This window comes from Pseudomonas sp. 31-12 (assembly GCF_003151075.1).
In the GTDB taxonomy this organism is placed as follows: Bacteria; Pseudomonadota; Gammaproteobacteria; order Pseudomonadales; family Pseudomonadaceae; genus Aquipseudomonas.
This window is the reverse complement of the sequence record NZ_CP029482.1, coordinates 3,795,053-3,821,159: the sequence shown is the minus strand read 5'-3', so window position 1 is coordinate 3,821,159 and position 26,107 is coordinate 3,795,053. Positions and strand designations below refer to the sequence as shown.

Annotated in this window: 22 protein-coding genes and 2 tRNA genes; 11 read left to right on the top strand and 13 right to left on the bottom strand. The window is 56.9% G+C overall.

Annotated features, from left to right (window positions below; all coding sequences use genetic code 11):
- Window positions 1-33 precede the first annotated feature (33 nt).
- Window positions 34-1,143, top strand: coding sequence for a PilT/PilU family type 4a pilus ATPase (locus DJ564_RS18000; RefSeq protein WP_109632041.1), 1,110 nt, complete (start codon window positions 34-36; stop codon window positions 1,141-1,143).
- Window positions 1,144-1,255: 112 nt separating this feature from the next.
- Here the strand turns inward: DJ564_RS18000 and DJ564_RS17990 are convergent, their stop codons facing one another.
- From DJ564_RS17990 to DJ564_RS17940, 11 genes are all read right to left on the bottom strand, one after another.
- Entirely contained in the window at window positions 1,256-3,211 is a 1,956-nt protein-coding gene (locus DJ564_RS17990) for an acetoacetate--CoA ligase (protein ID WP_109632039.1), read from the bottom strand.
- Between the two features lie 175 nt (window positions 3,212-3,386).
- Window positions 3,387-4,160 carry a 3-hydroxybutyrate dehydrogenase gene (gene hbdH / locus DJ564_RS17985; protein WP_109632037.1) on the bottom strand — a complete coding sequence of 258 codons (774 nt, stop codon included), beginning with the start codon at window positions 4,158-4,160 and terminating at the stop codon, window positions 3,387-3,389.
- A gap of 7 nt (window positions 4,161-4,167) precedes the next feature.
- Window positions 4,168-5,559, bottom strand: a complete 1,392-nt coding sequence (locus DJ564_RS17980; protein WP_109632035.1) for a GntP family permease — start codon at window positions 5,557-5,559, stop codon at window positions 4,168-4,170.
- 297 nt (window positions 5,560-5,856) lie between these two features.
- Complete coding sequence (locus DJ564_RS17975; protein ID WP_109632033.1) at window positions 5,857-7,272, bottom strand: sigma-54-dependent Fis family transcriptional regulator; 1,416 nt, start codon at window positions 7,270-7,272, stop codon at window positions 5,857-5,859.
- A gap of 125 nt (window positions 7,273-7,397) precedes the next feature.
- On the bottom strand, window positions 7,398-8,972 hold the full coding sequence (locus tag DJ564_RS17970; protein ID WP_109632031.1) for an ABC transporter ATP-binding protein: 1,575 nt from the start codon (window positions 8,970-8,972) through the stop codon (window positions 7,398-7,400).
- A 14-nt stretch (window positions 8,973-8,986) separates the two neighbouring features.
- A complete protein-coding gene (locus DJ564_RS17965; protein WP_109632029.1) occupies window positions 8,987-10,009 on the bottom strand; it encodes an ABC transporter permease in 1,023 nt (340 codons plus the stop codon).
- On the bottom strand, window positions 10,009-11,070 hold the full coding sequence (locus tag DJ564_RS17960) for a microcin C ABC transporter permease YejB (protein ID WP_010460849.1): 1,062 nt from the start codon (window positions 11,068-11,070) through the stop codon (window positions 10,009-10,011). The genes DJ564_RS17965 and DJ564_RS17960 overlap by 1 nt, the downstream gene beginning before the upstream one ends.
- A complete protein-coding gene (locus DJ564_RS17955) occupies window positions 11,070-12,938 on the bottom strand; it encodes an extracellular solute-binding protein (protein ID WP_109632027.1) in 1,869 nt (622 codons plus the stop codon). Before DJ564_RS17955 ends, DJ564_RS17960 begins: the two co-directional genes overlap by 1 nt.
- A gap of 135 nt (window positions 12,939-13,073) precedes the next feature.
- Window positions 13,074-13,355, bottom strand: a complete 282-nt coding sequence (locus DJ564_RS17950) for a peptidylprolyl isomerase (RefSeq protein WP_003445034.1) — start codon at window positions 13,353-13,355, stop codon at window positions 13,074-13,076.
- An 83-nt stretch (window positions 13,356-13,438) separates the two neighbouring features.
- Window positions 13,439-14,320 carry a triacylglycerol lipase gene (locus tag DJ564_RS17945; protein ID WP_109632025.1) on the bottom strand — a complete coding sequence of 294 codons (882 nt, stop codon included), beginning with the start codon at window positions 14,318-14,320 and terminating at the stop codon, window positions 13,439-13,441.
- Between the two features lie 288 nt (window positions 14,321-14,608).
- Window positions 14,609-15,697, bottom strand: coding sequence for a 3-deoxy-7-phosphoheptulonate synthase (locus DJ564_RS17940; protein ID WP_109632023.1), 1,089 nt, complete (start codon window positions 15,695-15,697; stop codon window positions 14,609-14,611).
- A gap of 664 nt (window positions 15,698-16,361) precedes the next feature.
- Here DJ564_RS17940 and DJ564_RS17935 point away from each other — a divergent pair.
- The 7 genes from DJ564_RS17935 (at window position 16,362) to DJ564_RS32050 (ending at window position 20,911) form a co-directional block, all read left to right on the top strand.
- The gene (locus tag DJ564_RS17935; RefSeq protein WP_109632021.1) at window positions 16,362-16,805 is read left to right on the top strand and encodes an N-acetyltransferase; all 444 of its coding nucleotides are present in this window, start codon (window positions 16,362-16,364) and stop codon (window positions 16,803-16,805) included.
- Window positions 16,806-16,932: 127 nt separating this feature from the next.
- Window positions 16,933-17,574, top strand: a complete 642-nt coding sequence (uvrY, locus tag DJ564_RS17930; RefSeq protein WP_008015884.1) for a UvrY/SirA/GacA family response regulator transcription factor — start codon at window positions 16,933-16,935, stop codon at window positions 17,572-17,574.
- 2 nt (window positions 17,575-17,576) lie between these two features.
- On the top strand, window positions 17,577-19,400 hold the full coding sequence (gene uvrC, locus DJ564_RS17925; RefSeq protein WP_109632020.1) for an excinuclease ABC subunit UvrC: 1,824 nt from the start codon (window positions 17,577-17,579) through the stop codon (window positions 19,398-19,400).
- A 32-nt stretch (window positions 19,401-19,432) separates the two neighbouring features.
- Window positions 19,433-19,993, top strand: coding sequence for a CDP-diacylglycerol--glycerol-3-phosphate 3-phosphatidyltransferase (gene pgsA / locus DJ564_RS17920; RefSeq protein WP_109632018.1), 561 nt, complete (start codon window positions 19,433-19,435; stop codon window positions 19,991-19,993).
- Window positions 19,994-20,056: 63 nt separating this feature from the next.
- Window positions 20,057-20,132: transfer RNA gene (locus DJ564_RS17915), tRNA-Gly, on the top strand.
- A gap of 46 nt (window positions 20,133-20,178) precedes the next feature.
- Window positions 20,179-20,252 (top strand) — tRNA-Cys (locus DJ564_RS17910).
- Between the two features lie 428 nt (window positions 20,253-20,680).
- Window positions 20,681-20,911 carry a hypothetical protein gene (locus DJ564_RS32050; RefSeq protein WP_162556219.1) on the top strand — a complete coding sequence of 77 codons (231 nt, stop codon included), beginning with the start codon at window positions 20,681-20,683 and terminating at the stop codon, window positions 20,909-20,911.
- 111 nt (window positions 20,912-21,022) lie between these two features.
- Here DJ564_RS32050 and DJ564_RS17905 read toward each other — a convergent pair whose 3' ends face one another.
- Together DJ564_RS17905 and DJ564_RS17900 are read right to left on the bottom strand one after the other, a co-directional pair.
- A complete protein-coding gene (locus tag DJ564_RS17905) occupies window positions 21,023-21,382 on the bottom strand; it encodes a histone-like nucleoid-structuring protein, MvaT/MvaU family (RefSeq protein WP_109632016.1) in 360 nt (119 codons plus the stop codon).
- Window positions 21,383-21,437: 55 nt separating this feature from the next.
- Window positions 21,438-22,478 (bottom strand): hypothetical protein, encoded by a 1,041-nt coding sequence (locus tag DJ564_RS17900; protein WP_109632014.1) that lies wholly within the window; start codon window positions 22,476-22,478, stop codon window positions 21,438-21,440.
- Window positions 22,479-22,917: 439 nt separating this feature from the next.
- Here DJ564_RS17900 and DJ564_RS17895 point away from each other — a divergent pair, with 439 nt between their 5' ends.
- The 3 genes from DJ564_RS17895 (at window position 22,918) to DJ564_RS17885 (ending at window position 25,764) form a co-directional block, all read left to right on the top strand.
- A complete protein-coding gene (locus tag DJ564_RS17895) occupies window positions 22,918-23,286 on the top strand; it encodes a hypothetical protein (protein WP_109632012.1) in 369 nt (122 codons plus the stop codon).
- Window positions 23,287-23,310: 24 nt separating this feature from the next.
- Complete coding sequence (locus DJ564_RS17890) at window positions 23,311-24,765, top strand: relaxase/mobilization nuclease domain-containing protein (RefSeq protein ID WP_109632011.1); 1,455 nt, start codon at window positions 23,311-23,313, stop codon at window positions 24,763-24,765.
- Window positions 24,766-25,062: 297 nt separating this feature from the next.
- Window positions 25,063-25,764, top strand: a complete 702-nt coding sequence (locus tag DJ564_RS17885; RefSeq protein ID WP_109632009.1) for a hypothetical protein — start codon at window positions 25,063-25,065, stop codon at window positions 25,762-25,764.
- Window positions 25,765-26,107: the final 343 nt, after the last annotated feature.

The window sequence follows — 26,107 nt, the reverse complement described above, 5'->3', positions numbered from 1 at the left end:
TTTTCATTGAATGCTTCGCGGGTGCTTTTTGCCATGGAAATCGATGCACTGTTGCAGATACTGGCTGACCGGAACGGATCCGATCTCTATCTCTCCCCCGGCGCGCCACCCAGTGCACGGTTCGACGGCGTGCTCAAACCGCTGACCGATCAACCGTTCAAACCGGGGGAAGTCGCAGCCATTGCCGAGTCCATCATGGACGCCGAACAACGTCTGGAGTTCGATCGCGAACTGGAGATGAACCTGGCGATCTCCCTGGCAGGTGTCGGGCGCTTTCGGGTCAACATCTTCAAGCAACGCAACGATGTGTCAATCGTGGCACGCAACATCAAGCTCGACATTCCGCGCTTCGAAGACCTCAAGTTGCCGGCGGTGCTGCTCGAAACCGTGATGCTCAAACAAGGCCTGATGCTGTTCGTCGGCGCCACCGATTGCGGCAAGTCGACCTCCCTGGCGGCGCTGATCGATTACCGCAACCGTCACAGCAGTGGCCATATCGTCACCATCGAAGACCCGATCGAGTACATTCACCGGCACAAGAAGTCGATCATTAACCAGCGTGAGGTCGGCGTCGATACTCGCAGTTTTCATGCTGCCCTGAAAAACACCCTGCGTCAGGCGCCGGACGTCGTCTTGATCGGCGAAATCCGCGACCGCGAAACCATGGAGCATGCGCTGGCATTTGCCGATACCGGTCATCTGGTGATTTCCACCTTGCACGCGCACAACGCCAATCAGGCGCTGGACCGCATTATCAATTTCTTCCCTGAGGAGCGACATACGCAGCTGCTGCATGATCTGGGCAACAACCTCAAAGCATTCGTGTCCCAACGATTGGTGCGTACCCGCGACGGGCAGCGCCGGGCGGCGGTGGAGGTGATGCTGGGGACACCAACCATCGGTGACCTGATCCGGCGCAATGAGTTTGCCGAGCTGAAGGGGATCATGGAGAAATCGCTGGAATTGGGGATGCAGACGTTTGACGGTGCGCTGTATGCGTTGGTTGTCGAAGGGGCGATCAATGAGGAGGAAGCGTTGAAGCATGCGGATTCGGTGAACAACTTGCGCTTGCGGCTGAAGTTGCATAGCGATGCGTCACCGCCGACTCAACCGCCCTCGGGAGAGTGGGGATTAATAGACTGAAATCCATCAAATGTGGGAGCGGGCTTGCTCGCGAAAGCGGTGTGTCAGCCTACGTTGATGCTGGCTGATACTCCGCCTTCGCGAGCAAGCCCGCTCCCACAGTGGATCTTTTTCAGGTTTGGAGTTCGCGGCGGTTGCGGAATTGTTCCAGCGCTTCGGGATTGGCCAGCGCATCGGTGTTTTTCACCTTCTGCCCATGCACCACGTTCCTCACCGCCAATTCGACGACTTTGCCGCTGATGGTCCGCGGAATATCGGTCACCGCGACAATCTTCGCCGGTACGTGCCGGGGCGTGGTGTTGGCGCGGATGACCTGGCGAATCTGCTGCTGCAAGGCTTCATCGAGTTCGACACCGTCGCGCAACTTAACGAACAGCACCACCCGCACGTCATCCTGCCACTGCTGACCGATGGCCACGCTGTCCAGCACCTGCGGAACTTTTTCCACCTGACGGTAGATTTCCGCCGTGCCGATGCGCACACCGCCGGGGTTCAGCACCGCGTCAGAGCGCCCGTGGATCATCATCGCGCCGTGGGGCAGTTGTTCGGCGTAATCGCCTTGGGCCCAGACGCCGTGGAACTGACTGAAATATGAAGCGTGCAGCTTTTCTTGCTGTGGGTCATTCCAGAAGCCGATGGGCATTGCAGGGAAGTGCCGGGTACAGACCAGCTCGCCTTTTTCGCCGATCACAGGTTTACCGTCGTCGTTCCAGACTTCAACCGCCATGCCCAGGCTCTTGCCCTGGATTTCGCCACGGCGCACCGGTTCAAAAGGGTTGCTGTTCACAAAGCAGGAAACGATGTCGGTACCGCCGGACATTGAGGCCAGGCACAGGTCGCTCTTGAAATCGCGGTAGACGTAATCGTAGCTCTGCGGCGATAGGGCGGATCCGGTGCAAAGCAAGGTTTTCAGGCTGGTCAGGTCATGGCTCTCGCGCGGTTTGACGCCGTTGGTTTCGAGGGTTGCGAGGAACTTGGGGCTGGTGCCGAAGACGCTGATGCGTTCATCGTCGATCAGGTCGATCAAACGCTGAGGCTCTGGATGAAACGGCGAGCCGTCGTACAGCACCACTGCGCTGCCCACGGCCAGGGCCGAGACTAGCCAGTTCCACATCATCCAGCCGCAGGTGGTGTAGTAGAACAGTCGGTCGCCGGGGCCGAGATCGCAATGCAGGCCGTGTTCCTTGACGTGTTGCAGCAGCACGCCGCCGGTGCTGTGGACGATGCATTTCGGCACGCCGGTGGTGCCGCTGGAATAAAGGATGTACAGCGGATGGGCGAAAGGCACGGGGACGAAATCCGGCTCGCCGCCGATGTCGTAGAAATCATCCCACAGCGTTACGTTGGCCCGGGTGTGGAACTGCTCGATGTGTGCCTGTGGCCGGGCATACGGCACCACGATCAACTGTTGCAAGGAGGGCAGGCGTTCAAGGATTTCATTGACCTTGGCGGTCTGGTCGATGTCCTTGCCGGCATAGCGGTAACCGGCGCAGGTGATGAGCACTTTCGGTTCGATCTGGCCAAAGCGGTCGATGACGCCCTGGGTGCCGAAGTCCGGCGATGAGCAGGACCAGATTGCCCCCAGGCTGGTGGTGCCGAGCATGGCCACCAAGGTTTGCCAGGTGTTGGGCATGCACGCAGCGACCCGGTCGCCGAGGCCGACGCCGGCGGCTTTCAGGCTGTTTTGAAAACCGGCGACATGCTCGGCCAGTTCAGCCCAGGTCAGGTGTTCACGTTGGCCGTTCTCGCCAATGGCAATCACCGCGATGGCATCGTCGCGACGGCGCATCAGGTGCTCGGCGAAATTAAGCGTGGCGCCAGGGAACCACTGGGCGCTGGGCATTTGCAGGCCTTCCAGCAGCACCGTGTCCGGTTGATCGTGGAAACGGATGTCGAAGAAGTCGACGATCGCCTGCCAGAATGCGACCCGCTGATCGATCGACCATTGGTGCAGGGCGGGGTAGTCGTCGAGGTGGATGTTGTGCCGCTTTATGACGAAGCGCCGGAAGGCGTCCATGCGGGTTTTGTTGATGCGCTCGGCGCTGGGTTGCCAGAGGATGTCGGACATGGCTTGCCTCTTTGTTCTTATGCGTACACACAGGCTACTGTGGAGCAGGCTTCTGTGGCGAGGGAGCTTGCTCCCGCTCGGCTGCGCAGCAGACGTAAATAGGCTGGTGCAACCCATTTGGGGCGGCTTCGCCACCCAGCGGGAGCAAGCTCCCTCGCCACAGGGGGGTGACTAATTACTGCGCCAACCACCCACCATCAATATTCCACGCCGCGCCACGCACCTGGCTGCCGGCCTCACTGCACAAGAACAACACCAGTTCACCCAGTTGCGGCGGCGTGACGAACTCCAGCGACGGCTGCTTTTCGGCCAGCAAATCATGCTGCGCCTGTTGCGGGTCGGTGCCTTTGGCAATGCGATCATCAATCTGCTTCTGCACCAGCGGAGTCAATACCCAACCCGGGCAAATGGCGTTGCAGGTCACATTGGTCGTTGCCGTTTCCAGCCCGACCACTTTGGTCAAGCCGATCACACCATGCTTGGCCGCCACGTATGCAGCCTTACCCACCGATCCGACCTGGCCGTGCACCGAAGCGATGTTGATGATCCGTCCCCAACCCTTGGCGCGCATGCCCGGCAGGCTCAAGCGGGTGCTGTGGAACACCGACGACAGGTTGATTGCAATGATCGAATCCCAGCGCTCCACGGGAAAGTCTTCCACTGGCGACACATGCTGGATCCCGGCATTGTTCACCAGAATATCCACGCCACCGAACTCACGCTCGGCGTAGGCGATCATGTCGGCGATCTGCGCCGGATCGCTGACGTCGGCCGGGTGATGGCCGACCTTGCCACCGAATTGCTCAACCTCGGCAATCACTTTGGAAGCATCGCCGAAACCGTTGAGGATCAGATTGGCGCCAGCCTTGGCCAGGCTCAGGGCGATGCCCAGGCCGATGCCGCTGGTGGAGCCGGTGACCAGTGCAGTCTTGCCCGAAAGAGTCGTCATGAATACCTCACACAATGCCAGTGGCGTAGAAAGTACCGATCACCACAAAGACCGCCAGGGTCTTGATCAGCGTAATACAGAAAATGTCTTTGTAGGCTTCGCGGTGGGTCAGGCCGGTCACCGCCAGCAGGGTAATCACCGCGCCGTTGTGCGGCAGGGTGTCCATGCCGCCGCTGGCCATCGAGGCCACCCGGTGCAGCACTTCCAGCGGGATGTTGGCCGCGTGGGCCGCTGCGATGAAGTCATTGGCCATGGCCGCCAGCGCAATGCTCATGCCGCCCGACGCTGAACCGGTGATGCCGGCAAGAAGGGTCACGGTGATCGCTTCGTTGACCAGCGGATTGGGAATGCTCTTGAGCCAATCGGCTAATACCAGGAACCCTGGCAAGGAAGCAATCACCGCACCAAAGCCGTATTCCGATGCGGTGTTCATCGCCGCCAGCAGCGAACCGCCGACAGCGCTGCGACTGCCTTCGGCCAGCTTGCCGCGAATCGCCTTGAAGCCGAACACCAGCACCATGATGATGCCCACGAGCAAGGCGGCCTGGACCGCCCAGATCGCCGTGAGCTTGGCGATTTCGGTGGTCACCGGAGCGGCCATGCCCGGCAGCGCAAGGCTGTGGGTCTTGCCGTACCACTGCGGAATCCACTGGGTAAACAGCAGGTTCATGATGCCCACGGCCAGCAGCGGCGAGAGGGCGATCCACGGGTTCGGCAGTTTGATGTCGGGCGCGGTTTCAGGCTCGTTGCGCAGTTCGGTGCCATAGCCTTCACCGGACGCCTGAGCCTTGTTGCGCTGGCGCTGGAGAAACAGCATGCCGGCGCTGAACACGAAGATCGCGCCGATCACACCCAGCCACGGCGCCGCCCACGCGGTGGTGTTGAAGAAGGTGCTGGGGATGATGTTCTGGATCTGCGGGGTGCCGGGCAGGGCGTCCATGGTGAACGAGAACGCACCGAGGGCGATGGTCGCCGGGATCAGACGCTTGGGAATGTTGCTCTGGCGGAACATTTCAGCGGCAAACGGATAGACCGCGAACACCACCACAAACAGCGACACGCCGCCGTAAGTCAGAAGTGCGCAGACCAGCACGATCACCAGCATCGCCTGGCGGGTGCCGAGCAGGCGAATCGCTGCCGCGACGATCGAGCGCGAGAAACCCGACAGCTCGATCAGCTTGCCGAACACCGCGCCGAGCAGGAACACCGGGAAATACAGTTTGATGAAGCCGACCATTTTCTCCATGAACACCCCGGTAAAGGCAGGGGCGACGGCGGACGGGTCGGTGAGCAAGACAGCGCCGAGGGCGGCAATCGGGGCGAAGAGAATAACGCTGTAGCCACGGTAGGCCGCGAGCATCAGCAGCGTGAGGGCTGCCAAGGCAATGATCACACTCATGGTGTGTCTCCTGGATTGTTATTTTTGTGGGTGGATCTTTTGTGGGAGAGGGCTTTAGCGAGATTCGTGCCATTTGTTTAAGGTGTTGAAATATAAGGATATTTATTTATTTGTGAGGCGGTTTTGAATTATTTGTCTCTGTTTAGAGATTTGTAGTGGCTGTACGGACGTCTTCGCGGGCAAGCCACGCTCCCACAGGTTTTGTGGTTGCCTTTGAATTTATGGCTCGGCGCAAACCCTGTGGGAGCGGGCTTGCCCGCGAAGAGGCCCTATCTACCAATAGAGATCAATGTCTCTCTATAGAGACTCAACAATCCCCAACGCCACCATCTTCTTATACAAAGTAGACCGCCCCAGCCCCAACCGCGCCGCCGCCTCGATCACCTTGCCCCCGCATTGCGCCAGGGCCGTTTCAATCAATTGCCGGTCAAACCGTTCCCGCGCCTCACTGAACGTCTCATGCGCAACCGCCTCAATCACCCTCGGCGCCACACGCTCAACTGGCGTAAACGTCCCAATCGCCGCGCGAATATCCCCCGCATTCAGCACAAGGTCATCGCTGAGCAGCGCTGCGCGCTCCAGCACATTGCGCAGTTCGCGAATATTCCCCGGCCAGGCGTGCTGCCCCAGCAGGTCCAAGGCTTCGCGGTTCAGTTCATGCTGGCTGCGCAGTTCCTCAAGGATCGCTTCGCTGAGCGCCGGCACGTCATCGAGGCGATCGCGCAGGGGCGGCACGTTGATCGGCAGCACGTTGAGTCGGTAATACAAATCGGCGCGAAATTCGCCACGCTTGATCGCCGCTTCCAGATCGGTGGAGGTGGCCGCGATCACTCGCACATCACTCTGGATCACTTCATTGGAACCGACCGGCTCGAACTCCTTTTCCTGCAACACGCGCAGCAACTTGCTTTGCAGCGGCAGCGGCATGTCGCCGATTTCATCAAGAAACAGCGTGCCGCCCTGAGCGATCTGCAACTTGCCGGCGCGGCCCTTGCGATCGGCGCCGGTGAAGGCGCCGGGCGCGGTACCGAAGAACTCGGCTTCCAGCAACGACTCGGGAATCGCCGCGCTGTTGATGCTGACGAAGGCTTTGTGCGCGCGCGGCGAAGCGCCGTGGATCGCCTGGGCCAGCAACTCCTTGCCGGTGCCGGTTTCGCCGAGCAACAGCACCGGCGACTCGGCACTGGCACTGCGCCGGGCGCGACGTTTGACTTCGAGGCTGGCGGCACTGGTGCCGATGAAGTGGGCGAAGTTGTACTTGGTCTGCCGCGACCGCAGCAACGAGCGGGTGGAAGCCAGTTCTTCCTGCATGCTCAGGTAGCGTTTGAGCATGGGCGACAGGCTGTGCAACTCGTCGAACAGCGCAAAACCGATGGCGCCGATCACCGCGCCGGCGTCGTCATGAATCGGCAGGCGCATCACCACCAGGGGTTCTTTCGGCGTGTCCTGCATGTCCAGCAAGATCGGCCGGCCGGTGCGCACGACTTCGCGCAACAGACTGCCGGGGATCACGCTTTCGCAGGCCTTGCCGATGGCCACTTCGGCGGACTCCAGACCGAAACGCCGGGCATAGCGCTCGTTCATCCAGACGATGTTCGCGTCGCGGTCGACAATCACCGTGCCTTCGCTCGATTGCTCGATGATTTCGAACAGCGAACGGATCGCCAGCAGGCGAACGCGCTGGTAATCCTTGAGGTTTTCGGTGGTGTTCATAGAGGTCAGATCCAGAATATGTGTTGTCTTGGCGGGCCCTATCGCTAGCAGGCTAGCTCCCACAGTGGACCGCGATTCAATGTGGGAGCTAGCCTGCTAGCGATTGAGGCGACGCGGTCCTATGCCTACCGCGAATGCGCCGCCGCCAACAGCTCTTTAGTGTACGGATGCTGCGGCGAATCGAACACGTCATGGCTGGCGCCGCTTTCCACCACTTTGCCGTCCTTGATCACGATCATGTCGTGGGCCAGGGCGCGCACCACCGCCAGGTCATGGCTGATGAACAGATAGGTCAGTCCGTGTTTTTCCTGAAGCTGGCGGAGCAGGGCGACCACTTGTTTTTGCACCGTGCGATCCAGCGCCGAGGTCGGTTCATCGAGCAGGATCAGTGCCGGTTTCAGCACCAGCGCCCGGGCAATGGCGATGCGCTGACGCTGGCCGCCGGAGAACTCGTGGGGATAACGATTGCGGCTTTGCGGGTCGAGGCCGACTTCTTCCAGCGCGCGAATCACTTCGGCTTTGCACTCTTCAGCGGTCAGCTGACTATGCACTTCAAGCCCTTCGCTGATGATCTGCGCCACCGACATGCGCGGGCTGAGACTGCCGAAGGGGTCCTGGAACACCACCTGCATTTTCTTGCGCCATGGCCGCAGCTGCTTTTGCGTCAGGCCGTCCAGCGCCTCGCCCTGAAAGCGAATGCTGCCTTCGGAATCGAGCAAGCGCAGGATCGCCTGACCCAGCGTCGACTTGCCCGAGCCGGACTCGCCGACGATGCCCAACGTTTTGCCGCGTTGAATGTTAAGGCTGATGCCGTCCACCGCGTTCAGGTAAGTCTTGCGCTGGAACAGCCCGCCACCGAGGGCGAATTGCACGCGCAGATTGTCCACTTCCAGCACGTTCTCGCGCTCGTCCCGGGGCAGGGCTTCGCCTTCCGGTTCGGCGTTCAGCAGCACGCAGCTGTAGGGGTGTTTCGGCTCGGTGAAGATCGTTTCGCACGTGGCCTCTTCGACGATTTCCCCGGCCTTCATCACGCACACGCGCTGGGCGATGCTGCGCACCAGATTGAGGTCGTGGCTGATCAACAGCAGCGACATGCCGAGCCGCTGTTGCAGGGACTTGAGCAGAATCAGAATCTTGCGCTGCACCGTCACGTCCAGCGCCGTGGTGGGTTCGTCGGCGATCAGCAACTGCGGCTCGCAGGCCAGGGCCATGGCGATCATCACCCGTTGCCGTTGGCCACCGGACAGCTGGTGGGGGTAGGCCTTGAGCCGTTCCTTGGGCTTCTGGATACCCACCAGTTGCAGCAATTCCAGAATCCGCGCTTGCGCCGCTTTGCCCGTCAGGCCTTTATGCACTAGCAGGGTTTCGCCGATCTGTTTTTCGATGCTGTGCAACGGATTGAGCGAGGTCATCGGCTCCTGGAAGATCATCGCGATCCGGTTACCGCGCAACTCACGCAACACCTGGGTCGGGGCGCCGAGCAGTTCCTTGCCGCGATAGCGAATGCTGCCAGTGGTTTGGGTGCCTGTCTCGGGCAGCAGTTGCAGGATCGAGTGGGCGGTCACCGATTTGCCGGAGCCCGATTCACCGACCAACGCCAGGCATTCACCGGGACGGATGTCCAGGCACAGGTTGCGCACCACCGTCTGGCCATTGAAGGCCACGCTGAGGTCACGGATTTCGATCAGGTTGGTACTCATATCTACAGTCCGCGTCAGGATCGGGGGTCAAAGGCGTCGCGCAACGCCTCGCCGATAAACACCAATAAGGAAAGAATCAGCGCCAGGGTGAAAAACGCCGTCAGCCCCAGCCACGGCGCTTGCAGGTTCTGCTTGCCCTGGCCGATCAGCTCGCCCAGCGATGCGCTGCCCGCCGGCATGCCGAAGCCGAGGAAGTCCAGCGCCGTGAGGGTGGAGATGGCCCCGGTGAGAATGAATGGCAGGTAACTCAATGTCGCGTTCATGGCGTTGGGCAGGATATGCCGGACGATGACTTTTCGATCCGAAAGGCCCAGTGCCCGGGCGGCCTTGACGTATTCCAGGTTGCGCCCGCGCAGGAACTCGGCGCGCACCACGTCGACCAGCGCCAGCCAGGAAAACAGCGCCATGATCCCCAGCAACCACCAGAAATTCGGCTCAACGAAGCCCGACAGAATGATCAGCAAGTACAGCACCGGCAGCCCCGACCAGACTTCCAGCAAGCGTTGACCCAACAGGTCGACCCAGCCGCCGTAATAGCCTTGAAGCGCACCGGCGGCGATACCGATCAACGCACTGACCAAGGTCAGCATCAACGCAAACAGGATCGACACCCGCGCACCGAAAATCACCCGGGCCATGACGTCCCGGGACTGGTCGTCGGTGCCCAGCCAATTGACACTCGAGGGTGGGCTCGGCGCCGGCTTATTGAGTTCATAGTTGGGTGTGTCGTCGCTGAACGGGATCGGCGGGAACAGCATCCAGCCGCCGTCCTTGTGAATCAGCTTCTGCACGTAGTCGCTGCGATAGTCAGCCTGGAACGGCAGTTGCCCGCCGAATTCCTGCTCGGTGTGGCGCTTGAATACCGGGAAGTACCACTGCCCCTGATAACTGACCACCAGCGGTTTGTCGTTGGCGATCAACTCGCCGCCCAGCGTCAGCAGAAACAGGCCTATGAACAGCCACAGCGACCACCAGCCCCGGCGGTTTTTCTTGAAGCGTTCGAAGCGGCGGCGGCCTAACGGCGAGAGCTGGAACATCAGGCGTTCCTCGCGGCGAAGTCGATACGCGGGTCGACCAGGGTGTAGCACAGGTCGCCGATCAGTTTTATCAAAAGCCCGAACAGCGTGAAGATAAACAGCGAGCCGAACACCACCGGATAGTCCCGCGAGACGGCAGCCTCATAGCTCATGCGCCCGAGGCCATCGAGCGAGAAGATCACTTCGATCAGCAGCGAACCGGCGAAGAACACGCTGATGAACGCCTGGGGAATCCCCGACACCACCAGCAGCATCGCATTACGGAACACATGGCCGTACAGCACGCGTCGTTCGCTCAAGCCTTTGGCCCGTGCGGTGACCACGTATTGGCGTGTGATTTCATTGAGGAACGAGTTCTTGGTGAGGATCGTCAGGGTGGCGAAACCGCCAATCACCAACGCCGTCACCGGCAGCACCAAGTGCCAGAAGTAGTCGGCGATTTTGCCCACGGTCGACAGCGATTCGAAATTGTCCGAAACCAGCCCGCGCACCGGGAACCAGTTCAGCGAGGTACCACCGGCGAAGACCACGATCAGGAACATCGCGAACAGGAACGCCGGCATCGCGTAGCCGATGATGATCGCGGTGCTGCTCCAGATATCGAAATGACTGCCATGGTGCACGGCCTTGCGGATGCCCAGCGGGATCGACACCAGATAGGTGATCAGCGTGGCCCAGAGCCCGAGGGAAATGGTCACCGGCATTTTTTCCAGGATCAGGTCGGTGACGGTCGCACCGCGGAAAAAACTTTTACCGAAGTCCAGGCGCGCGTAGCTGGTGAGCATCAGCCACAGGCGTTCGTGCGCGGGCTTGTCGAAGCCGTACTGCTTTTCGATGTCCTTGATCAATTGCGGGTCGAGGCCGCGACTGGCCCGGGAGGTGCCCGACATGGTTTCCCCGGAGCCGCCGCCGACACTCGCGCCGCCGATGCCTTGTAAGTGCGCGATGGCCTGTTCCACCGGACCGCCCGGTGCGGCCTGGACGATGACGAAGTTGACCAGAAGAATGATCACCAGCGTCGGGATGATCAGCAGCAGGCGCCGCAGTATATAAGCCCACATCAATGCGGCCCTCCGGGTTTGCCACGGCGGATTTTCTCGGCCGTCATCTGCTGGTTGGTCAGCGGCGTGGAGCTCACCTCCCACCAGCTTTCGATGGCTTCGTCATTGCTGGCCTGCTCGTTGGGCATGCCGAAGCGGTTCCACCACACCGTCGAAGTGCCCGGCGGGTAATAGTTGGGAATCCAGTAGTAGTTCCATTGCAGCACCCGGTCTAGCGCATGGGCGTAACGCAGCATTTCTGGCTGGGTGTTGGCGCGCACCAGCCCGTTGATCAGCGTATCGACCGCCGGGTTTTTCAGCACCATGTAGTTGTTGGCGCCGGGGTCGTTGGCCGAGATCGAGCCGAAGTAGTTGAACAGCTCGCCACCGGGGGAAGTGGTGACCGGATAGCCGGTGACGATCATGTCGTAGTCGCGGCTCATCAGGCGATTCACGTACTGAGAGGAGTCGATGCGGCGGATGTTCAGGTCGATGCCGATCTGTTTCAAGGTGCGCTTATACGGCAATAGCAGTCGGTCCATGCCGTTCTGGCTGACCAGAAAGGTGAAGCTCAGCGGCGTGCCTTCGGCGTTGACCAGTTGGTCGCCATCGGGTTTCCATCCGGCCTGCTCGAGCAGGTTCAGCGCCAGCAGTTGCTTGTCGCGAATCAGGCCGCTGCCATCGGTTTTCGGTGCTTCGAAGACTTGGGTGAAGACCTCGTCGGGGATCTGCCCACGCAGTGGCTCGAGAATCGCCAACTCGCCGGCATCCGGCAGTTTGCGGGCGGCGAGGTCGGTGTTGGAAAAGAAACTCTGCTGGCGAATGTACAGGTCGCGCATCATCTGCCGATTGCTCCACTCGAAATCCCAGAGCATGGCCAGGGCCTGGCGCACGCGGCGGTCGTGGAACATCGGGTTTTGCAGGTTGAAGACAAAGCCCTGGGCCGATTGCGGGGCTTCTTTGGCCAGATGCGCTTTTTGCAGTCGACCATCGCTCAGGGCCGGGCTTTCGTAGCCGATCGAGTAGCCGGTGGCGGAGAATTCGCGGTTGTAGTCATAGGCGCCACCCCGCAGGACCTGGCGTGCGACGTCGGTGTCGCCGAAGTACTCGATGCTGAAATGATCGAAGTTATAGAGGCCGCGGCTGACCGGCAGATCCTTGCCCCACCAGGTGGCGTTGCGCTCGAAGGTGATGCTGCGACCGGAATCGACCTTGCCCACTTTGTACGGGCCGCTGCCCAGTGGTGCTTCATAACCACCGCCATTGGCGAAATCACGGGTCTTCCACCAGTGTTCGGGAAATACCGGCAAGGTGGCGATATCGAGGGGCAGGGTGCGGCTTTCGTTGCTTTTGAAGTCGAACCGAACCGTCAGCGGCGCTTCGACTTCGACGCCTTTGACGTCGGCGAACTGGGTGCGATAACGCAGGCTGCCCTGGGTCATCAGCAGGTCAAAGGTATAGCGCACGTCCTGGGCTGTGATCGGGGTGCCGTCGGCGAAACGCGCCTTCGGGTTCAGGTAGAAGCGCAGGGACATGCCGTCCTCCGAGCGCTCCATCTTCTGTGCCACCAAGCCGTAAACGGTGTAGGGCTCGTCCAGCGAACGCTGGGCCAGGGGCGAGTAGAGCAAACCGTCGATTTGCGTGACGCCGATGCCTTTGTCGATGTACGGCAGTATATGGTCGAAATGCCCGATCTCGATGGCGGAGCGACGCATTGTGCCGCCCTTGGGGGCTTGCGGGTTGGCGTAGGCAAAATGACTGAAGCCGGCGGGATACTTCGCCGGTTCGCCGTACACGGTCAACGCCTGTTGCGGTGCAGCATTCACACCGGTGGCGCCCAACAGCAGGGCCACGGCAGTGAACAACAAAGTGGGGAAAGCCAGTCGCATTGTCAGCCTTAGAGCCGGGTGATCGATAACCGCAATTTGTACGCTAGCGGCGCGTCCCTCGCCAGCCGTATTACATAACCGAAACACAACGGCCCACCAAAAGGTGGGCCGTCATACACAAAACCAGGGCGCTGATCAGTCCTGGCGGCTGGTCACTTCCAGCAGGTGATAACCGAACTGGGTCTTCACCGGGCCTTGCACTACGTTGATCGGTGCGCTGAAGACGACGGTATCGAACTCTTTGACCATCTGGCCTGGACCGAACGAACCCAGGTCACCACCTTGGCGGCTGGATGGGCAGGTGGAGTTGGCTTTGGCAACTTCGGCGAAATCGGCGCCGCCTTCGATCTGGGCTTTGAGTTCGTTGCACTTGTCTTCAGAGGCAACCAGGATGTGACGGGCAGTGGCTTTAGCCATGGAAAAATACTCCTTTCAATGTTCAGTAAAGTGCGGAGCCTACCGGATTCAGTGGCCTATTTCTCGTCAAAGTTCCGCACGGATTATAGGCCAGCCTTTCTCAGGCGCTCGGCGTGTTGCACATACAAGGTAATCGGGTCGATGCCCTTGCGCAGTGCCCCGGCGGTTTGGCTGAGGCTGTCCAGATGATCCAGTGGATAGTCGGAGCGGATAACTTTGCCCAGATGGGAGCTGTAGCGGCCAACCATGCCGTCATTCTGCTCTGCTTCGGTGGTGAAATAGCGCGAAAAGGCCTGGAGGAAACCGTGCAGCGGATCGATCGCATCCAGCCCTTTGTCCAGGAGATCGCCCTGCAATATCCCGCTCCAGGAGTAATAGCGCACCCCGTTAACCAATTCGCGGCCCTTGCCACCCCAGGTTTTCGGCAGCCCTTGTGGGTACTTGTCGTTAAAAGCGCCCACACCTTCGGTGGTCAACGCATTCAGCGCGGCGACGGCATTTTGCGGCAGGGCCTGGTGGCCGCTGAGCAACGACACAAAGTCCGCAAACAGCGTTGCAACCGTGGATGCGACATGTTCCGGCAGGCGCCCGGGTGTCAATGCCTTGCGCAGGAAGTCGGCCAGTTCCGAGCCGTGGTTCGGGCCGCTGACCGAAGTCACAGACGCGATGATCTCCGGCGCGATGGCCGCAGCGTAACGTGCCGCAAGGGCGCCCTGGCTGTGGCCGATCAGGTTGACTTGCCGGGCGCCGGTTCCTTCCAGCACCCGTTCGATCTGTGCCAACAGTTGGTCGCCGCGCACTTCGTTGCTCTGGGTTGCCGAGAGGTGGGGGACAAACACTCTTGCGCCAGCACTCCTGAGGGCCTGCTTGACGTCATGGAAGAGTTCGACTTTACCAATGCGATCAAAGCCGAAGAGCCCGTGGATCAGCAGGATTGGATACTGAGTGGTTGCATTCCGTAGCATGTTCATTCCTTTTTCTCGGTGGTTCAGAGGTGTGAATATGGGCTCACTCTAAAGCACACCGGCAGCTCGGCGATGTATGAGGAATCCGCTGTAAGCTGATGAAAAAGGTATAGAAAACGTAGGAAAGTTCGAAAGAGCTTGAGGTCCTGTTCGGAATATTTGGACATCTTTTTGTCGTTCGTGGCGCACATCATTGCAACGGCCTACCGTGCGCACGCCGTTTACCTGTAAACCGATTCGCTTTTCAGACGCCCAGCCCTCGATCGAGGGCTGGAAGGTCGGCAGTGGTTATGCCGGTTGCTGGACGCTGTTCTGTGCTCGCAACCGCTCTGCTGCCTGGCGCAGCAGTTGTTCGGTTGCGGTCCAGCCAAGGCAGCCATCCGTTACCGATACGCCGTAGCGCAGCGATGGACTCAATGGCTGGCAGCCTTCGAACAAATGGCTCTCGATCATCATGCCGATCAGCGAGCAATCACCCTGCAGGCGTTGCTCCAGCACATCGTTGAACACGGCGGGCTGGCGCGCCGGGTCTTTGCCGCTGTTGGCGTGGCTGCAGTCAACCATGATCCGTGCCGGGATCTTCAGTTTGGCCAAATCGCTATTTACCTGGGTGACGCTGTCGCGATCGTAGTTCGGCCCGCGATGGCCGCCGCGCAACACCAGATGGGTGTCGGGATTACCTGGGGTTTGAATGATCGCAGGATGCCCCTGGCTGTCGACGCCGAAATGGCGATGCGGGTGGGCGGCCGAACGCATGGCGTCGCTGGCTACGGCGACACCGCCATCGGTGCCGTTCTTGAAACCGACCGGCATGCTCAGGCCGCTGGCCATTTCCCGGTGGATTTGCGACTCGGTGGTGCGGGCGCCGATAGCGACCCAGCTCAACAGATCGTCGAAGTAGCCAGCCGCCATCGGTTGCAGCAGTTCGGTGGCAATCGGCAAGCCGAGGCGCAGCATTTCGCGCATCAGTTCGCGTGACAGCGTCAAACCGCCGGCCATGTCATCGCTGCCATCGAGCTGCGGGTCGTAGGCCAGGCCTTTCCAGCCGACCGTGGTGCGGGGTTTTTCGACGTAGGCGCGCATCACCAGCAGCATTTCATCGCTGACTTCGGAGGCCAGACGAGCGAGATTGGCCGCGTATTCGAGGGCGGACTGGGGATCGTGAATCGAGCAAGGGCCGACGATGATCAGCAGACGGGAATCTTTACCGTTGAGAATCGCACGGACCGCATCGCGGTGATCGGCGACTTGCCGGGTCAGGGCATTGCTGAGGGGCAGTTGCTGTTTGAGTTGCAATGAGCTGGGCAGACGCAGGGTCAGCGCTTCATTGGCAGGGCTCAAGGTGGACAGCGGCAGAGCAGAGACGGACGAGTTCATATTCAGGCTTCCTGGGCTGGCGGCGGGTTCGTTCCCGCGCGCTCGGCCCTACTGGGGTGTTCGACAATTGGCCGGATTGGCTGCGTGTGTGTGCTTGCCACCTGTGGGTGACCGATCGGAGGCGGCAGGCTGTCCCGAGCGGAGGCTGCTAAATCGCCAGGCGGAAAAGCTGTCGTAACGGTAATAAGTGGCGTAGTTCATTTCGTGAATCCTCTGGTTGTCTGGTGTGTCGCTAAAAATGAGTGGGGCTGAAAAAACAAAAACCCCGGTCGGGAGGCCGACCGGGGGTTGAGAATTCTCTGGCGGCGACCCCTTTAAAATGGGCGCCGTGTGGGTATCAGGCGCGCCAGTGGCTAAACCAATACCCAAAATAAAAGCTGACCGGAGCACAAACGTCAGTCGCCCGGGCAGCCGCAACCGAGCGCGGGGCGCTGGCGGTACGAAGCTGTGAGAGGGCGTTGAACATGGTCTGTCTCCAATGAATGCGCCGAGCTTACTAGAGGCCGGTGCGCCGTTTCAATCAGAAAATGCTATCGATGACCGATCCTGTTTTCTATCGCTTGAGCGCATCGGGGTTTATGACACACTTCGCGCTTCGGTCAACGCGTGATGCCACAAGGACAAACCATGACGGCACTGAGCATTGCCGTCCGCGGAGGTTTTAATGACTTTTGACTGGCGTCCGGCGACATCCGGCGACCTTGACTTCGCTCGCGAGCTGACCTGTCGCAATATGCTCCGCTATTACATTCAGAATGATCTGCTCTGGCTGGACGAGGCGTTCAATGTGGCTTGGGCGGGGCGCGAGAGCCGGGTGATCGTGTGCGGCGACTTATCGGTGGGTTATGTCAGTCTCAGTCGCGACGCCAGAGCCTTGTACATCCGCGAATTGCACGTGCTCGAAGCGTTCCAGGGGCAGGGCGCCGGTTCCTGGGCGATCGATCAGGTATTTGCCATGGCATGCAAGGAACGGCGTCCGGCGTTACGCCTGACAGTTTTTGAAACGAATCCAGCCAAGGCACTGTATGAGCGAAAAGGGCTGAAGGTAGTCGGCCAAGACGAGTGTTTCCTGAGAATGCAGCGCGATGTCGATGAGCTACATCGCTGAAACACGCTGGCGACAAGCCTTTCAAGATGTATTGAAACTTTTTATATAGCGCTTGCCGCTAGGTCTGCCAGTCGCTTTTTGCTAAGGTGTCCGGCAACCCAATAAGACCATATCGCGAGGTGTCTGCTTGATTAGGGTGCTAGTAGTCGATGACCATGATCTCGTTCGTACAGGCATTACTCGAATGCTGGCTGACATCGATGGCCTGCAAGTAGTCGGCCAGGCTGAGTCCGGGGAGGAATCCCTGCTTAAGGCGCGTGAGTTGAAACCCGATGTGGTGCTGATGGACGTCAAGATGCCCGGGATCGGCGGTCTTGAAGCCACGCGCAAGTTATTGCGCAGTCATCCGGACATCAAAGTCGTCGCGGTCACCGTGTGCGAAGAAGATCCGTTTCCTACGCGGCTGTTGCAGGCCGGTGCCGCAGGTTATCTGACCAAGGGCGCCGGGTTGCCGGAAATGGTCCAGGCGATTCGCCTGGTCTTTGCCGGGCAACGCTACATCAGCCCGCAGATTGCCCAGCAGCTGGCGATCAAGTCCTTTCAGCCGACCAACGATTCGCCCTTCGACGCGCTGTCGGAGCGGGAAATCCAGATCGCATTGATGATTGTCGGCTGTCAAAAAGTCCAGATCATTTCCGACAAGCTCTGCCTGTCACCCAAAACGGTCAATACTTACCGTTACCGCATTTTCGAGAAGCTCTCGATCAGCAGTGATGTCGAGCTGACGCTGTTGGCGGTGCGTCACGGCATGGTCGATGCCAGCCTCTGAAAATGACTGAAGTCTTCGATCCAGGCGCTTTTCTGTCCACGGTCAGTGGGCGTCCGGGCGTCTATCGCATGTTCGATAGCGATGCACGTCTGCTGTATGTCGGCAAAGCCAAGAACCTGAAAAATCGTTTGTCGAGCTACTTCCGCAAATCCGGTCTCGCGCCCAAGACCGCTGCGCTGGTCGCCCGTATCGCCCAGGTCGAAACGACCATCACGGCTAACGAAACGGAAGCGTTGCTGCTTGAGCAGACGCTGATCAAGGAATGGCGTCCTCCGTATAACATCCTGCTGCGCGACGACAAATCCTACCCTTACGTCTTTCTCTCGGATGGCCAGTTTCCTCGCCTGAGCATCCATCGCGGTGCGAAAAAGGCCAAGGGCAAGTATTTCGGTCCGTATCCCAGCGCGGGCGCCATTCGCGAAAGTCTGAGTCTGCTGCAGAAGACCTTTTTTGTTCGCCAGTGCGAAGACAGCTATTACAAGAACCGTACGCGTCCTTGTCTGCAATACCAGATCAAACGATGCAAGGCCCCGTGCGTCGGGCTGGTGGAGCCCGAGGTGTATGCCGAAGACGTTCGCCACTCGGTGATGTTCCTCGAAGGTCGCAGCAATGCGCTGACGGACGAGTTGTCCGCCGGCATGGAAGAAGCGGCGATCAACCTCGAGTTCGAACGCGCGGCCGAGCTGCGTGATCAGATTTCACTGTTGCGCCGGGTCCAGGACCAGCAAAGCATGGAGGGTGGAACGGGCGATATAGATGTGATTGCTGCGTTCGTCAATCCGGGCGGCGCCTGCGTTCACTTGATCAGCGTGCGCGGTGGGCGGGTGCTGGGCAGCAAGAACTTCTTCCCTCAGGTCGGCATCGACGAAGACGTTTCCGAGGTCATGGCGGCCTTTCTGGGGCAGTACTTCATTACCAGTCCCGAGCGCGACTTGCCGAGCGAACTGATCGTCAACGTGGTTCACGAGGACTTCCCGACGCTCATCACAGCCATAGAAGAGTTGCGCGGTCGTGAATTGACCATCAGCCATCGGGTGCGCGGTACCCGAGCGCGCTGGCAACAACTGGCCGTCACCAATGCCGAGCAAGCGTTGGGCGCGAGGCTGGCCAACCGTCAGCACGTCGCCGCACGTTTCGATGCCTTGGCCGAAGTGTTGAATCTGGACGAGCCGCCGCAGCGCCTTGAGTGCTACGACATCAGCCATTCCAGTGGCGAAGCCACCGTGGCGTCTTGCGTGGTGTTCGGTCCGGAAGGCCCGATCAAGTCCGACTATCGTCGTTACAACATTGAAGGCGTTACCCCGGGCGACGACTATGCGGCCATGCACCAGGCCCTGACCCGACGCTTCAGCAAGCTGAAGGACGGGGAGGGCAAGCTGCCGGACATTCTGCTGGTGGACGGCGGCAAGGGGCAGCTGTCGATGGCTCGCGATGTGCTCAATGAACTGGCAGTGCCTGACCTGATTCTGTTGGGCGTGGCCAAGGGCGCGACGCGCAAGGCCGGTTTTGAAACCCTGTACCTCAACGACGCGGCCCACGAATTCACCTTGCGCGGCGATTCCCCCGCGCTGCACCTGATTCAACAGATACGCGACGAAGCCCACCGTTTTGCCATCACCGGGCACCGCGCGCGCCGTGGCAAAACCCGTCGCACCTCGACACTTGAGGGGGTTGCCGGCGTCGGTCCGACACGGCGGCGCGATTTGTTAAAACATTTTGGTGGATTGCAGGAGCTGTCTCGTGCCAGCATCGAAGAGATCGCCAAAGCACCCGGGATCAGTAAAAAGCTCGCAGAGTTGATTTATGCAAATCTGCACAGCGAGTAGAATGCCACCTCACCTCGTAGCCAGTTGTGCCGATGAATATCCCTAATCTGATTACCGTTCTACGCGTCCTGCTCATCCCGATCTTTATTTTACTGTTTTACCTGCCTTACCAATGGAGCTACCTGGCGTCTGCCTCGGTCTTCGCATTTGCCGCCGCCACAGACTGGCTGGACGGTTATCTGGCCCGTCGTCTGGAACAAAGCACACCGTTCGGGGCTTTCCTCGATCCCGTGGCTGACAAGCTGATGGTGGCCGTTGCGCTGGTGCTGCTGGTGCAAGAACACGGCAACCTGTGGCTGACGCTGCCGGCCGCCGTCATCATCGGTCGCGAAATTGTCGTCTCGGCACTGCGCGAATGGATGGCCGAACTCGGCGCACGCGCTCACGTCGCCGTGTCGAACCTGGGCAAATGGAAAACCGCCGCGCAAATGCTGGCGCTGGTGATCCTGCTGGCTAATCCGTCAGACTTCACCTTCTGGGTCTTGATCGGTTATGCCTTGCTACTGGTGTCTGCCGGGCTGACATTGTGGTCCATGGTCCAATACCTGCGGGCTGCCTGGCCGCATCTGAAGACCGACGTGGAAAAGAAATAAAACTTTTTTGAATCAAAGGGTTGACGGGGCTTCTGGATTCTATAGAATGCGCCACACCAAGACGCGGGAATAGCTCAGTTGGTAGAGCACGACCTTGCCAAGGTCGGGGTCGCGAGTTCGAGTCTCGTTTCCCGCTCCAAGTTTGTATGCATTTGACGTCGCGCTACATGACAGCAAATGTTTGAGGCCGAGTAGCAAAATGGTTATGCAGTGGATTGCAAATCCACCTACGCCGGTTCGATTCCGACCTCGGCCTCCACTATAAACAAGCTCCGTAGATCTATGATTTACGGAGCTTTTTTATTTCCGCAGCCTTGCAAGATTTTGTCTTGAAAAGGGTATCTGCGAACTTGCTTCACCGGGACGGGATGTATATATTTCGTCCTCTGTTGCACAAGCCAGACCGCTTCACCGCGCTACCGCCCGAATGGCGAAACTGGTAGACGCATGGGACTTAAAATCCCCCGCTCGTTAATTATTAAAGCTTAAAGTATTTATCTGAAACCCGCATGGCCTCTGGGCTGCGCGGGTTTTTTGTTTTTCTTTTAAAAACCTCTTGGTAACAAATTGGTAACACGCCGCCATTAACAGGATTTAATGATGTGATTTTGAGGCCATTTTGGTAACAATTGGCCACCACGAAGGCCCTGGGAGTAGTCGACCGGAGTGTTGGAGTGGGAACCAAAATTGACGGATCTGGTGCTCCTGGAAGCGGTCAGGGCGGCTTGTGGAGGAGATGGCAGCGATGCTATTCATCTCGGCGAGTCACTGCTGATAGGGCGGAAAGGCAGTCCTGTGGCAGGCTGGAAATGGCTAGACTCATTCATTTCAGTCAGGGATTCTCGGCATGCGAATCTTGAAGATTTTGATCGCATGGGCATCTCTGAAATCGAGCGTGATTTCGGCGTGTCTGACTGAGCTTGGGCACAAAAAAAGCGCCGATCCGGAGGGGAAGGGCGCTTGATTTGTTGGGGGCGTGATCTTTATAGTCGATTATAGATGATTATAGGCCGACTATAGGCCGATGCCTCATTGGAGCCAGGATTCAACCTCCTGACCACCGTGCTCGGTTTTCCACTCTTTCAAGAGCTTGTGGTTGCCGCCCTTGGTTTCAATTAGCTCGCCGGTGTGAGGGTTTTTGTAGCGCTTCACAGAGCGCGCTTTGCGAACCAACTTGGGTTCGGATGGCTTAGCACTGCGGCGAGCACTAGGGTCGAGCAACGCGATGATCGCAGGCAGTGAAACACTATATTCACCCATCAAAGCGCGAAGCTTGGTTTCGAATTCAATTTCTTTTTTGAGGCCGTCATCGTTCTTCATTTCATCCAGCTGACGCATGTGTTCAGCGAGCTGGGCTTCGAGGGCTTTGAATTCTGCAATTTTTGACATTTTGATCTCAATGTATTTTGGTGTAAGAGGCGAGCCGTCCTTGGCTGATATTCGGTTAAACGGATTTCAGTGCTTCTATTTGGCTAACAATAGCCCCGTTGAATTCATTTGCTAGGGCTACTTCGGCCTTATATTTTTCCAGCGATTCTAGGGTCAATTCGGATGGTGGATTCGTTACTATCAGCTGAGATTCCAGCTTTCGAATGAGTTCCGAAACAGCTGGCGAATATTCTCGTTGTGAGCGAACGACTTGCGTAATCAGCGGCGTTTGGATCACTGGCTCTGAAGCACGCCATTCTTCTTCTAGCTTTTGATGCAGCGAGTCAATTTCAATGGATACCTTCAAAATCAGATCCTGAATGACCTCAGCGTTTTCAGGCTCTTTTCTCAGCCTTATATTCAAATCACGCCGATCAATGCGCGCATTGTCGAGCATAATTTTTGTGCATTCCATAGACGACATTTTCGACATCTCAAGTTCAATCTCCTTTTTGATGGCGTCAATGTCGCGCTGATAATACTGAACTCGTTCACGCGATGACATTGCCGGTCGGCCGAGACCATCATAAACAGGCGAGTTGGAGTCATCGATTGCAGCTATTGCGTTTTCCATATGCTTTAGTTTGCGTCGTAGATGCCGATATTTTCTGCCTATCTCGCTGATACTGGGGCGACCTGGGCCTTTCTCGCGGAGACGCTCGCCTTTCTCAATGATGTCATCTTCCGGGATCTCATCACGGCCAAGCTGTTTTTCGTATTCTCGCAGTTCAGCCAGCTTTTCGGTATAGGCCAGTTCAGCTCGCTGGCGCAGAGTTTTAAGCGGTACTGGGGGACGACCCATCCGCTTGTTCCCTTGGCGCTCAGACTCAACGTCGTCTTCATTTTTTTCGAGCAACTCTTGCCATTTCCAATACAAGACGCCGCATTTATCAACTAGTTTGTCGGTCTCTGCCTTTCTGGGCCGCATGTATTTTTCCTCTTTAAGCCCTGGTGCGCTGGGCTTATGGCCGAATGCACCACGCAACATCTTGAAAAACGGGTGTTGCGTTGTGGTGTCAATACGCAAAGGTTTTACTGAAAGTGCATGCTCTTCCATCGTCGTACTCCGCTTGTTTCAATGCCAGTTCTACGTTTTCAGGCATGCACTTCACTTCTAATTTTCGTCACGCATAAGGATGGTTAAGCCTACACATCAACCCGCTGGCCGATTTCAGCGTCAGCTGGTCTGAACGCATACGTAGACAGGGCTGACTTTACGCTATGAAAACCATCACCTTCCTCAAAGCATAGTAGATAGAGGATAGATTGCAAGAAAATAATTAAAAAAAATTAATAAAGCTTCAAAAAAGTCAATACTAAGGTGATATAATATTTTTTTTGATTAAATCTGCAAGCTATGTCTCACAGCCCCGTGATACCTCGATTCTCTGGTACACGGTGCTTTCGACGGGCTTCTGCTCAAACCCTGCGGGTTCTGCGCGATTTGAATCAAAAAACTAAAAGCCAAAAAATAAAAATAATAAATGGTGAGCGACATGTCGAAGGTATTGATTAAGAACAAAGGCGGTGCGCCTCGCAAAGAAATCCGTCAGAGCAAGGCATTCAAGGTGTATTTAACCCTGGACGAGTTCAGTGTAATCAAAGGTGTAAGCGAGGAATTGGGTTATCCAACGATATCTGGGCTTTTTAGGGAAAAGATCCTGGAGTTTTGTAGCAAGCGCAGAATTTCGACTGCAAACAACCCACAAATCCAGGCAGCCTCTGCCTATTTAGGGGGTTTGGCCTTCTCGTGCCACGATTTAGAACAGTACGCCAGTGAGTCTGAATTGCCGGAAGATGTAGTGGATACGATTCACGGCTTACTCGGAAAAATCGAAATGATAGAAAGCTTCCTAACACAATAAAAATAATAAAAAAGGAGCAATAAAATGATTAATGAACAATTTGATTATTCAGACTCATCGGAAAGCAGAGTTTCCTACATTTTTGCTGAGCTGGAGAAGGATCGTGAAAAGCGCCCATTCATTGAATTTTTAGGAGGTAATATCATTGCGGGCGACCCATTGGTACGTTCTATAAACAGTGACGGAACTGGGCGTGTCGAGGTCGATACCTCTCAGATTGCTGCTGAGATGAATGGTCATGCGAATAAATATAAGGGGACATCTAAGCAACTGTTTGCACACTATATGCTTTCGTTGGCAACAGGCGAGTCACTCAGCAATAAGGAATTGTTAGACTGCGCCAAACATTATATGAAAGCCCTAGGCTATGGAAAGGGCGCAAAATGGGTTGCAACCGTTCATAACGACACTGATAACCAGCATGTTCACATTGTTGCATGTCGCGCTCATATGATTCATGGTGAAATAGCGCCAAATGGAAAACCTCGTCCACCTCAATTCTCAGTTGTTAGTGATAGCAGTGGATATAAAAAAGGCTGGGAAGCATGCCGAGAGCTTGAGGCCAAATATAATTTGCAGGCCATAGAGAATCCTGATCATTGCTTCGCCAAAAACGGAGATTTATTTAGAAAGGGTAATGATCAGGCAAAAATACTCAGAGGGATTTTTGGAGATTTATGGAAAGAGGGCAAGCCAAAAACATTCTCCGAACTAGTTTTGGCTTTGAATGAAAGAGGTGTAGCAGCCCAGGTCAAAACTGAGGCAAAGAACCCTACGCACATTAAAGGCATCATGTTCAAATTAAACCGACCGGACGGCAGATGGATCTCTGGCTCAAAGCTAAAAGGCACGCGCCTTACGTTTGAGCAGCTAATTCGGAAGGAGGGCATCAATTACAATCCGTCACGTGACAACGGTTTACTCGGCCTGCCTCCTAATGCTTATACCCTCGTCCAGAGCGTAAAGAACCCCATGCCTACGTACCAGGAGGCTGGGTGCGTGACTGCGTTCAGGCGTGTGTACGTAAAGCTTCCACAGAACAACGTACGCATGCGGTCATACGTAAAGAATAGGGGGCGGTTGTTCGGTATCTATGCGGACGCGGGCTCAAGCTACCTCGGGTTCAATGCTTCTTTCCACCTTCGCCTTAGAAAGAAATCTAGGAACGAGGTCGAAATTGAAATTGAGGCAGAGCGCGTCGCTAAAATCATGAAGCTAATGTTGAGCATAATTAAGCGCGCAATTGACGATTTCTTTGATGGCCTTGAAGTCGAGTTCGAAGAAATGGCTCCATCGAATGAGCTGCCGGATACCGCCTTACGGCTAAATGTACCAGCGGGGGTCGATCTGCCTGTGGGAGATATGATTGATGTAATGGAACTGGTCGCTGAGGAAGAGATTGAAAAGCAGGTGAAATACTTGGCATCCCTTTGCAGAGGTGTCACTGTCGCTGAACCAGAGCAGAAACTAGAAGCATAACCAAAGCCGGGATCTTCCCGGTTTTTATTTGCCCCAAAAAAACAAAACACCGGAGCCCAAAGCCAACGCTCAGGTGTGTTCGAGCAAAAGTTGTACTGCAAATTTGATGAAACGTAAGTCCTTGTACCCGTCTTTCCGGATCGTCAGAATCATGCTTAGAAGGACTATTAGGACTTCCGTATCATTCTTCTATTATAAATCAACTAAGCGCTAAATTCAATACGTTTAGTGTGCTTCAGAACTCATCCTTACATGTTATAATTAAAACATAAGAACAATAATAAGGAGTAACAATCAATGTATATTCGCATGACTCAAAACTGTGACCGCGTAGTCGTTCTCAAATCAGTTTCATTAGCTGTTGCTGCATTCGATGCAAACGGCGATCCACTCAAAGGCGTACGCAAAAGCACGACGATCCAGATCGCATCGTTCGACCTGTTGGAGCCAATAGCTCACGCTGAGATTCCCCTTGAACAAGCGGTCGAATTTGAATCCTGGAGATTCACCCAGATTTCACGCATTCACAAAGCATTCATCGACGCTGCTGCTGCTGGCAAATTGGGCGGCACGCCAGTCCTGAAAACTCGGACAGATTTCGGTGATCCTCAGGCTAAAGTGGGTGAGTTCAGCGGAATCATCCATCCGGTGGTTGAAGTACAGACAGGTCTGATCAAAAGCGCAATGTCCAGTCAGAAACGTGGGCCAGCGTTCCCGAAAGGACCAGTTGATGGAATAGATACTCAGTCCCTCATTCAGTCGATTTTGGAAATCTCTTCCAGAATTCTGAGGCATCAGCATCGCACCGGGTTCAAGGGTGACGACTTGTACACCGTTGACGAGTTGCTGGATATTCGTGCTGCGTGGTGTGCCCTTGGAGCGTCGTTGGAAGACGACGTAACTGGGCAAGGTAAAATTGAAGGCCCGCGTAATGGGCGGATAGCTGCGAGGGAGGGCAGGGTGATGTTCAAAGAGCTAAGGAAGAGCATCACAGGTTGATTCACACCCATTCCTAGGCTGAATGGCGTTAAATGGGTGTAATTGGGTGTGTAATTGGGTGTTGAGGCTCTTACGCTCGTTTTGGATCAACTTTCCCTCGGCTTCGTGGAGGTGCGCCTTTACCGATTCGATGCTCTGGCCTTGAGAGATTTCTGCCCAATGGCGGGCTCATGAAAAGATGAGGCGGATAGCCTCATACAAGACACCCCAAAATATCAACAGATTAAACAAGCAGCTCGGTTCAGAACGGGCTTTTTCACGCCTGGAACAATGTGTGTACACATGCCGGCATGTGCTACCAAATTGTTCCTGAAAATCCACTGAAAGTTGGCTCATTTTGCAT